At 43.1% G+C, this 7,888-nt stretch carries 7 protein-coding genes and 1 pseudogene; all 8 read left to right on the top strand.

Features of this window, described 5'->3' with window-relative positions; genetic code table 11:
• On the top strand, window positions 1-235 hold a 235-nt coding region (locus DXD25_RS15445), incomplete at its 5' end, for a TonB-dependent receptor (RefSeq protein ID WP_147327947.1).
• A 162-nt stretch (window positions 236-397) separates the two neighbouring features.
• The gene (locus DXD25_RS15440; RefSeq protein WP_117664280.1) at window positions 398-736 is read left to right on the top strand and encodes a helix-turn-helix domain-containing protein; all 339 of its coding nucleotides are present in this window, start codon (window positions 398-400) and stop codon (window positions 734-736) included.
• Window positions 733-1,848 carry a type II toxin-antitoxin system HipA family toxin gene (locus DXD25_RS15435; protein WP_117664279.1) on the top strand — a complete coding sequence of 372 codons (1,116 nt, stop codon included), beginning with the start codon at window positions 733-735 and terminating at the stop codon, window positions 1,846-1,848. Before DXD25_RS15440 ends, DXD25_RS15435 begins: the two co-directional genes overlap by 4 nt.
• Before the next feature lie 186 nt (window positions 1,849-2,034).
• Window positions 2,035-2,859 carry a GLPGLI family protein gene (locus DXD25_RS15430; RefSeq protein ID WP_117664278.1) on the top strand — a complete coding sequence of 275 codons (825 nt, stop codon included), beginning with the start codon at window positions 2,035-2,037 and terminating at the stop codon, window positions 2,857-2,859.
• A gap of 157 nt (window positions 2,860-3,016) precedes the next feature.
• Window positions 3,017-4,645, top strand: a complete 1,629-nt coding sequence (locus DXD25_RS15425) for a hypothetical protein (RefSeq protein ID WP_117664277.1) — start codon at window positions 3,017-3,019, stop codon at window positions 4,643-4,645.
• Between the two features lie 191 nt (window positions 4,646-4,836).
• Window positions 4,837-5,673 (top strand): GLPGLI family protein, encoded by an 837-nt coding sequence (locus DXD25_RS15420; RefSeq protein ID WP_117664276.1) that lies wholly within the window; start codon window positions 4,837-4,839, stop codon window positions 5,671-5,673.
• A 58-nt stretch (window positions 5,674-5,731) separates the two neighbouring features.
• Window positions 5,732-6,853, top strand: coding sequence for a CDC27 family protein (locus DXD25_RS15415; protein ID WP_117664275.1), 1,122 nt, complete (start codon window positions 5,732-5,734; stop codon window positions 6,851-6,853).
• Between the two features lie 13 nt (window positions 6,854-6,866).
• Window positions 6,867-7,888: pseudogene (locus DXD25_RS15410) on the top strand (hypothetical protein); the annotation flags it as partial.

Below are 7,888 nucleotides of genomic sequence, written 5' to 3'. Positions count from 1 at the left end.
CTTCTCGCTCGTACATTATCACAATGAGCTGCAAGAGGGCAACCACCTAAACACCCTCCTTGGCGATGCATCGGCAGTTTGGAGAATGAAAAAGCTCCGCCTTTCAGCAGAGCTTCGAAACCTTTTCAACAAGAAGAACTATATGGAAACCATCTATAGCGGCATCAGTACATTGACCGACAGCTATCATCTTCGCCCTCGTGAACTGATGATTTCCGCCCAGTATTCCTTTTAAACAAGAATTCCCATCTCAGAAAAGAGACGGGAGTTCTTTGTTTTTGAAGACAAGAGACAAGGTTATAAGGGATTTTGACTTTTTAGTTCATTTTTATTTGGAACATAACATTATTTTTTGTATCTTTGCAACTGATAATATCTTATTATTATCCCAACGATTATGCAAGAAACGAATAATATATTAGCAATATTAGATAACTACCTCCACGACAATCCTGATGAGATTGCAAAGGAGATGGCAAAAGACTTCAGAAAACGAAGAATAGAGAAGAATCTGACACGTGAGCAAGTGGCAGACAAGTCAGGCGTTGCCGTCAGCAACATCACCAGATTCGAACAAAAGGGCCTCATCTCCCTCAAAAATCTGATTGGTATCGCCATAGCTTTGGACTACACCTCAGAAATCAAGAACGTCTTCTCGCAACCCAAGTACTCCACCATGGAGGAGTTGCAACAGATAAAAAGAAACGCTAACAAGAAAAAGGCTTACAGACAATGAAACATATAGAATCTTTAGCCGTGAAATATCACCAGGAGAAAGTCGGCACACTGTCATTGAGTGCCGATGGAAAGGTATGCACATTCGAGTATGACAATCAGTGGTTGGCATCTGGCTTTAGTATATCTCCGCTGGAATTGCCACTGAAGCCTGGTCTTTTCATTGCCAAAACCACCCCTTTCAACGGGAACTTTGGTATCTTCGAAGACAGCCTTCCCGATGGATATGGTAGATACCTATTGCATAAAGCCTTGCTAAAAGAGGGCATCAACGACTTTGAGCTATCTGCTCTCGACCGACTGAGCATCGTGGGCAATGGAGGTATGGGCGCATTGACCTACGAACCTATAACTTCTATCCAGACTGGACACGAGATTGAGGACTTTGACCTTTTACAAGCCAAAGCCTTGGAAGTATTGAAGGAGCAACAGGATAATGACGCAGGATTATTATTATATAATAGTGGTAATAGTGGCGGTTGTCGCCCGAAAGCCATTTTCACAAATGAGGATGGTCATTGGTTGGTCAAGTTTCGCCATACCTACGACCCACAAGATATGGGAAAGCAAGAGTATCATTATAATGAGATAGCCAAGCAATGTGGTATCCAAGTACCCGACTTCAAACTGGTAAACGACAAGTATTTTGCCTGCCGTCGCTTCGACATTTCTCCAACAGGCGAACGCATTCACGTAGCCACAGCTGGAGCCTTGCTCAACGTTTCCCTTTCCAACCCAATTCTCGATTATCTCAACCTTTTGGCACTTACAGGTTATCTTACTCAGAGCCAAGAGGATGTAGAAGAGATGTTCCGCCGTATGGTTTTTAATTACATAATGGACAACAAGGACGACCACTGCAAGAACTTCTCTTTCTTGGTTCAGAAAGAGAGCGATGGCAAATGGCATTGGCATTTAGCCCCAGCCTACGACCTCACCCATTGCACCGAGGGATATAATGGTGAACACGCAACATCTGTAAATGGAACTGGGCATCCGACCGTAGAGGATATGATAGCCGTTGGCGTAAAGAATAAAATGAAGGAAAAGAGATGCCGCGAAATCTACGAAGAGATATCCTTACAGGTTAAGTCTGGTGAGAATATCTCTTAAGGGAAGATTTTCAATCTCTTCTTTCCCCATTTTACGGGTGTTTCTTCTAGATTGCCTCGTTCTAGAGTATTATTTACATAGACTACTTCTGCTTCAGATAATCCAACTGACCGTCATTATTCTGTTTACCTTTTCCCTATCTCTGCGTCTTACTCGTAAATAAGCATCAAAAAATAAATAGAGAACATGAAGAAACTTACATTGATTCTTGCAGCCATCCTCGCCTTAGGCAGCCTGACCGCAAAAGCACAGATGAGATCGGGCGTGGACACGCTCACCCTCGACCAAGTGAAGTATCGCATCACCTACGATGCAAAACAGGTGAACGACACCACAGAAATGCCGTATATCTATCGCAAGGCACAGATGCGACTCGACATCGGTAGCAACATCACTCACTTCTATAACCAGTCCAAGGAGCAATGGGAACAGCAAGTCTTACAAATGATACTTTCAGGCGGTGTCATTGATCTAAGAAAAGCCGAGCCGGTAAAATGCATGGACTTTGAATTCCTCAAAAACTACCCAAAGAACGGTCAGACCCTATTTCAAGATTCGTGGGCTTTGAGAACCTATCACTGCATCGAAAAGGCCGAGACTCCTGATTGGCAACTCATCCCAGACAGCACTACAACCATCATCGGCTATCATTGCCAACTCGCCAAGACCAACTTCAAGGGAAGAACTTGGTTAGCTTGGTATGCTGAGGATATCCCTGTGTCAGAGGGTCCTTGGAAACTCTGCGGTCTGCCTGGTCTCATACTCCGTGCCTACGATGCACAGCAACAATTCTATCTCAACGCCATCGGGCTGGAAGACCTGAAAGGCAAGGAGGCTCTCAAATACGCCAAGCCCGAAGAGGCAGAGAAAGTTTCCCAGTCTGACCTCACCAAAATCAAGCTGAGAGACGATGGAAGCGAGATGCTAAGAGATGAAAAGTGGACAGATGAGAATGGAAAACCTATCAAACCAAAAGCGAGGAAACGTGTCTTCAATCCAATCGAGCGATAGGGACATCTCAAAGGCTTTCCATTTCAGATTTTTGCGAGTTTCTACAAAAATCTGAAATAGAAAGCTTATTTTCTTGTTCTTATCGACAATTTATTGTACTTTTGCAAAAAGATTTCTGAAACAACAAATGTAAAGTTGATAATTTGACGATAACAATATGATTTATACAAGCAAGAAAATCATCATATTTCTGTTCACTATCATGCAGCTAGCCGTTCTCGCCAGTTGCATGGACTCAGGATATCGCCTATCCTTCCCTGAGATAGACGACCTTGCCGACGAATACCCAGCACAAGCTAAGGTATTCCTCTCTCGTGCTGACAGCAACGACAACAAAGGCTACTATAAGCTCTTAACTGCCAAGATAGAGTATCAACTCAATGGTTACATCTATAAAGAAAACGACATAGACGATGCCATCAACATCTTCGTGAACGAAAAGGATGAACCCCTTCTTGCACGTTCCTTATATTATAAGGGAGCCTCGATACTCAACAACTATCGAGATACCGCAAAAGCCATCAAATGGTTCTCACAGGCCATCGCCTACGATAGCAACATGAGAGAAAAGGAGAAGCTGGATATGTACGACATATTGTGTCGCATTACCCACCAAAACATTTACACCGTACAGTTAGAAGACGAGGCTCGCCAAACCAACAATATCCGCTACCGTGCCTGGGCACTACTCTATCGTAGCATCAACAACCAAGATCAGGAGCTTGCCAACCAAGCTTTCGAAGTTGCCAATCAAATCAAAGAGAACAAGGACAGTACCTTGGGACCCATGTACTATCATTACTTCCAAGCCTTGATGGACAGGGGCAATGTGCCTGATTCCATCTTGATAAGCTATGCAAAGAAAGCGCAAGACAATCACGGGGTAAAATATGACAACAACATCGATTTCTATCGCTTGCTCACAAGAAACAGCGAGGAAACCCATGCCTTCGCCACGCAGCATATCAAAGAAAACTATAGCATAGATCAAGAACGCCTAAATACATGGGGATCCTATTCCTTTGCTTTAGGATATAAGTATTATCTCCCCTTATATTTCCTCTCCCTACAAAAAGGAGATACGCTCATGGCAAACCGTGTTGCCCACGAATTACGACAAGAAGCTCCTTTGCTTGTCAAAGACGAAAACTCAGGAAAGGAAAAGCAAGTAAAACTGATGTACGAGGGTGGTAACACCCGTTATCGCTATGAAAAGGTTAAGACCTATATATTTGTAGGAATCATCATCGTGCTCATCATTCTCCTGACGATGACTTACCTCTCTATTTCCAGAATCCGAAAGGCTCACCAAACTATAAAAAACTTGCATGAGTCACTGCACCAGTTAAAAGATGTGGAGAACTCTTCGTTATCGGAACAATGCGAACTATTAAACCACGAAATCACCACCCAGCTTCGCAAACTGAAACGTCGTGACAAGGACATCGAAGAATACAAGGCTCAAATTACCGAGCTCACAGACATCAGCCAAGGCTTGGTATATTATTCGATGACGATACAAAATCAAAACATCAGCCAGATAGGTAAGCAAGGCATCCGACAACTTCTCGCTAGCTTCAAGGTGATAGACGAGAAGTATAGCGAACGATTGGAGAACTACGACTTGAATCCATCACAAAGCCTCTTCTGCATCCTCTACCATATCGGCAAGAGCGATGAGGAAGTGATGCAAATCCTGCAATACTCTCTCTCGAATATCAGGGTAAGAAAGTCGAGAATCAAGAGTGACACTGGAGCTGAGTCGTTCGAAGACATCATCAGATAAGCACTCCCATAAGTTTTTCGCTTTACTCCATTAACTTATCGAAGCATTACAAAAAGCTTGTATTTTAAGTTTTTTCTGATTGTAACTCTCTCGTTATCAACATATCTGTACTCACTGACGTGTAATTCCGATTTGGCTATTTCTATCATTTGTATTACCTTTGCATCCGAAATTCTAAACATCAAACGACTATGAGAAGAATAACATTATTATTAGCAGCCATACTCACAGTATGCAGCTTGAATGCTCAGAAAGGCAACAAAAATGAGAAAGTGGTCAATATTGACAAGGTAAACTATCGCATCACCTACAATGGGAAAATGGTACCAGATACCACAACAGTTCCCTACAACTATTGGGAGAGCGAAATGCGACTTGACATCGGTAGCAAGACAACTCATTTCTATGATAGAACAAAGCAAATATCCGATTCTATCATGGATGAACAAGCTAAGACGGGGCAATATGACATGAGTAAAATTCCTAGAGGTGGCAGAATCCATTGGGAATTCTACAAGAACTATCCATCAAAGGGGCAAACCACTTTACTGGATAAAGTCCTTGGTAACTATTACCAATGTACAGAACAATTAGAGGTGCCAAACTGGCAGCTTATCCCAGATAGCACAACTACCATCATTGGCTATAAATGCCTGTTGGCAAAAGCATTCTTCAAAGGCAGAATCTGGTATGCCTGGTACTCAGAAGACATACCTATAAGCGAAGGACCTTGGAAAATTTCCGGACTGCCTGGTCTTGTTCTACTTGCTTACGACCAGAACAAACAATACATATTCAATGCTATCGGTATGAGCACATTGAATGGGACCGAAAGCATAACTTTCACGGAAAAGGCAAGAGAGAAAGTAACACAGAAAGAGTTAAGAGAGGCTAAGCATAAATTTGATGGCGCAGAAGCACTCAAAGCAACAGTGAGAAAAACTGGATTTACGTTTAAGAAATTACCCGAAGGTGCCATCAAGGCTCTAAACCGAAGCAACAAGGGCAACCCTATCGAGCTGGAGTAACTCCAGCTCGATTAACTGATTGTATTCTACATCATAACAACAAACGAACAATATAAGTATGAAAAGATATTTATTCATCACTTGTTTGGTATTCCTTGGAATCATCGGAATATCAGCCCAAAAAGAGCAGACTCCCATCCAACACTTGATACTGCAGGGCGACAGTTGCATGAACGAGCATGACTCGTACCATGCCATCACCTATTACCAACAATATATCAATGAGCATCCACACGATTTGAATGTTCTCAGAAAGCTCGCTTCTTGCTATCGTCTTCGTGGCGACAACAAGAAGTGCATCGCCTGCATGGATAGCATTCCTAACGACAGTCTCAACCATGAAGACTTGCGCATGATGTTCTATTCCTATCTTAATCTTGGCGATAAAAAAAAGGTAGAATTATATGGCATGACTATCTATGACAAATACCCATACGACGGGGAGGTATTTGCCACCCTACTTCAGCAATGGAACAACCATGGGGAGCCTGAAAGCGTTTCAGCATTCGCCTTGTCGTATGTTGAAAAACGTGACTCCACGAATATTCTCATCAACAAGGAGCTTGCCTATTCACTCTATTTACAGCTTAGATACGAGCAAGCCATCCCTAGATACAAGAAGCTTATAGCCGATGGATTCGACAATTTTGAGTCTAACCTCGTCATAGGATTGTGCTATTATAACTTGGAAAAGTACCGAGAAGCCTATACCTATCTGAACAAGGCGGCAGAGATGAAGAAAGACAACCCAAATATGAACTGTCTCTTCTACTTGGGCATGACTTGCAAGAAGATTTCCGAACAGACTAAGAACATCGTGGAAAAGGAAACCCTGGCAAGACACGCCATCATCAACCTGGAACGGTCTATAACCGTGGCTTACCCTCGCAGTCGTGGACTATATGTAAACCAGCAACTTGCTGAGCTTTATTACTATAAGTTGGAATACGAGAATGCAGGTCATGCCTTCGCCCAGTGCATCGAATATGATGACGAGGACGATCCTCACAACTATTACAATGCTGCGCAAATGTATATCGGAGCCAAGATGAAGCCACAGGCAAAACTCTATCTCCAGATGTTCTTGGCAAAAGCTGATAAGTTGAAGGATGAAAAGGAAAAAGCTAAACTTACAGCGAAAGTAAAGGAGCAACTAAAAGGTTTGCAAACAGATAAATAGAAAAAGGCGAATTATGAAGAGAATAATTATCAGTTTTATCGCTATCTTTCTCTTGTTCTGCATCCCAATGGCGATGCAGAGCAAGAGAAACACTCCTATCTTACTCGATGACAATAACACTACTAGCGGGATTCATGGTTATGTAGAAGATTCATTGACCCATAACCGTCTGGCCAACGTCTCCATCACGCTGCTCCGCAATGGAAAGCCCTTGAAGTTTACAAAAACAAAGGAGGACGGAACCTTCGTGCTACCTATCACCGAAAAGCAAGCCAACGACAAACTGCAGGCCACGTTTATGGGGTATAAAAAGACAAAAACATCGATTTCATCGGGAAAAGAAACCATCATCAGTATGGCTTCAACAGCTTTTGTCCTGAAGGAAGTACAAGTAAAAGGCTCTCGTATCACAGGGCGGGATACCATATCTTTCGACCTCACCCGCTTTGCCAACGAACGGGACAACAGTCTGAAGGATGTATTGAAAAAGCTGCCAGGCGTGGATATAGAGAAGAATGGTCGTATCAATTACAATGGTAAGCCCATCAATCGATTCACAGTAGAAGGTCTCGACCTGACCGGTGGCAAATATAACCAACTAGAGGAGAACATCAAGGCAAAAGATGTGAAAAAGGCCGAAGTCATCGAGCATGACCAGCCTATCAAGGCGCTCCAGAACAAGACCTTTACGGATAATGTAGCGATGAACATCGCCCTGAAAGATAGTGCCCGCGACAAACTGATGCCCACCCTCAAGCCTTACATGCTCGTAGGGCATCCATCCCACGTAGGCGGAAGCATCAATATCATGCAAATTGGCAAGAAGAAACAGATGATGTATGATGCAGAATACGACAGAACAGGCAAAAATCTAGGCTATGCACTTAACCAACTCGCATCTTACAGCAATCGTCTGGCTCCTGCCTCCCTTCCATCATGGGTATCGGTGCCATCGCTTGACGCTCCTATCGACGAAGAACGCCTGCGCTTCAACACCTCGCAAAAATACTCCATCAACCATATCAAGAAGAACAA

The organism is Prevotella sp. TF12-30, from assembly GCF_003436715.1.
Lineage (GTDB): Bacteria > Bacteroidota > Bacteroidia > Bacteroidales > Bacteroidaceae > Prevotella > Prevotella copri_A.
The sequence above is the reverse complement of the archived record's forward strand: the minus strand, read 5'-3'. Positions and strand labels throughout refer to the sequence as shown.

What these genes read in the sequence shown, in the direction of transcription:
- DXD25_RS15440 (WP_117664280.1), top strand. Translation starts at nt 398, where the DNA reads ATGCAAGAAACGAATAATATATTAGCAATATTAGATAACTACCTCCAC.
- DXD25_RS15435 (WP_117664279.1), top strand. Translation starts at nt 733, where the DNA reads ATGAAACATATAGAATCTTTAGCCGTGAAATATCACCAGGAGAAAGTC.
- DXD25_RS15430 (WP_117664278.1), top strand. Translation starts at nt 2,035, where the DNA reads ATGAAGAAACTTACATTGATTCTTGCAGCCATCCTCGCCTTAGGCAGC.
- DXD25_RS15425 (WP_117664277.1), top strand. Translation starts at nt 3,017, where the DNA reads ATGATTTATACAAGCAAGAAAATCATCATATTTCTGTTCACTATCATG.
- DXD25_RS15420 (WP_117664276.1), top strand. Translation starts at nt 4,837, where the DNA reads ATGAGAAGAATAACATTATTATTAGCAGCCATACTCACAGTATGCAGC.
- DXD25_RS15415 (WP_117664275.1), top strand. Translation starts at nt 5,732, where the DNA reads ATGAAAAGATATTTATTCATCACTTGTTTGGTATTCCTTGGAATCATC.